The following is a 1954-nucleotide window of genomic DNA, read 5'->3' on the forward strand; positions in this document are numbered from 1 at the left end:
CTTGTCAAAAGCACCACCCACAGAGAAAGAGCAACTCATACATTTCAAAACCACAGAAAGTATATGACGCTCTAAGGTGTTCTCAGTTACTGTGCCTATCACAGAGACATATACACTTGCCACAATGAGACACCTTCGAACGAGCACCCTTACACAGTGCCTGCCCAAAACACTTTTCAAAGGCTTCACGGAGACCTATATCCATGCAAAGCCCAACACTCTGCAGCCATACAACAACTTTGCCAGTAGCCAAAACTCTCTTTCGTGATTCCCAGAACTACAAGGCCCGTCCCAGCACCGCGCTTTCGGAAGACATAGCACATTCCAGAATGCTATACGCTTAGTTCTTTCTAAACTTATCAATAAAAATAATGTTATCCTGGGTTGTATGCGACGACACTACATCCTCATCAAGATCATCGTCATTGTCGGAATCCACTTCCATCTCTAGCTCTATATCGCCGTACTGCTCTAAATCAAGCGAGAAGTTAGATATCATATCAACGTACTTCACTATAGCTCTAAAAGGTATTGTAATGAGCTCTTCCTTACCCCTAAAGCTAAGCACAACACTAAAGCCGTTTTCACTAACGTTAAGCTCACGGAACTGATATTGTAGAACTATAGTCATGCTCTCAGGGTACTGTATCCTTAGATAATCAGGAAGAACAACGCCACTGCAATTCGTAACAAAAGAAACGGCGACATGAACATCCCTGGTAGGCGAGAGCTTAGAAAAGAAGGACATAGCCTCCCTCACAACACCGCACATTGCAGAATATACTAACTTGCGATAATCCACTAAATTACCCATATAACCTCTCACGCATACAAATGCAGTTGTCCCCTAAGGGTTATACCCATATAGAGCAGAGCTTGTCATTATACCATAAATAAATACGGTCGCTAAAATAAAACTTACCGCGCTGCAAAGAAATTAAATCATGAAACGCAACTCACGGAACCTGTAAACAGTCCCACACACGATGCACAAGAAGCCGATAATCTCCGAGATGGAGGCTTTTCTGTTGCCCGGTAAGCCTCCGAGACCGCGCTAAAGGCACACTAGGCTGCAGCTACGAAAGCTGTTTCCACGTTGTCATTAGCGGCAACGAAATCATCGTTTGCACTTATAAATATGACCCAGTTATACGGCTGGTATTCCCACCGAGCAACAGCCAGCTTCTTTATTACGCCTGTCTAACCTGTTTCATCCCCGCAAACACGTGGAGATGCCGAGCACTGCCCTCGGGTCCAAAACGTCTATTCCAAGTAACTTTTATTGCCATAGTGAAAGATCACGAAGGAATTGTACTCCAGCACATGGAGAAAGTCAAGCAAGCACACTAAACTTTCCCATCACGTTGAGCTCCCCGGGTCGGATTCGAACCAACGACCTACTGGTTAACAGCCAGTTGCTCTACCGCTGAGCTACCAGGGAACAGCTCTAAGCAGACGATACCGCTATTGCTATATAAACAAAAGCCAGACTCACGCACATCAGCGCGTTCCTTATATATAACAGTTTCGTACTTCTTTCCACAAAATTGAGAAAAATTTTTGCAACAAGTCTTACATACTTTTGAATTGTACATACATGGTGCCTAGATTTATATCCGTGGCGTGCAACCATACCGATCAACATACTATGGATGTTCCATGTATGACTCAAAATTATCTAGTTTAAAAGCATGCAACTGCAGATATTCCGTAGTGTGCTAACATACAATCGTCCTTCTGGATTTAAAAAATCCCAATTCATACGCGGCAGCGCCCATAATGCTGTATCCATGAGATAATCCCCATAACGAGTGTAAAATACGCTAATGAGCCTCAATTTCCACAGCATAATAATCTGTACAGTGTATATAAGTTGAGAAAGAGATTTACCAGTAACCTAAATGGTATTTCACCAAGCAAAAGACGTAACTAGAGTACTATACTCTGAGTACAG

2 protein-coding genes, 1 tRNA gene and 1 other RNA gene are annotated in these 1954 nt (G+C 43.0%); all 4 read right to left on the reverse strand.

Annotation, left to right across the window (positions count from 1 at the left end):
• On the reverse strand, positions 1-189 hold a 189-nt coding region (locus KPX09_RS05125), incomplete at its 3' end, for a hypothetical protein (protein WP_249549283.1).
• A gap of 151 nt (positions 190-340) precedes the next feature.
• Positions 341-814, reverse strand: a complete 474-nt coding sequence (locus tag KPX09_RS05130) for a ClpXP protease specificity-enhancing factor SspB (RefSeq protein WP_249549284.1) — start codon at positions 812-814, stop codon at positions 341-343.
• A gap of 199 nt (positions 815-1013) precedes the next feature.
• Positions 1014-1341: a transfer-messenger RNA gene (ssrA, locus tag KPX09_RS05135) on the reverse strand.
• A gap of 28 nt (positions 1342-1369) precedes the next feature.
• A tRNA-Asn gene (locus KPX09_RS05140) sits at positions 1370-1441 on the reverse strand.
• Between the last annotated feature and the right edge of the window lie 513 nt (positions 1442-1954).

The sequence above is a fragment of the Anaplasma phagocytophilum genome (genome assembly GCF_023476575.1).
Lineage (GTDB): Bacteria > Pseudomonadota > Alphaproteobacteria > Rickettsiales > Anaplasmataceae > Anaplasma > Anaplasma phagocytophilum_A.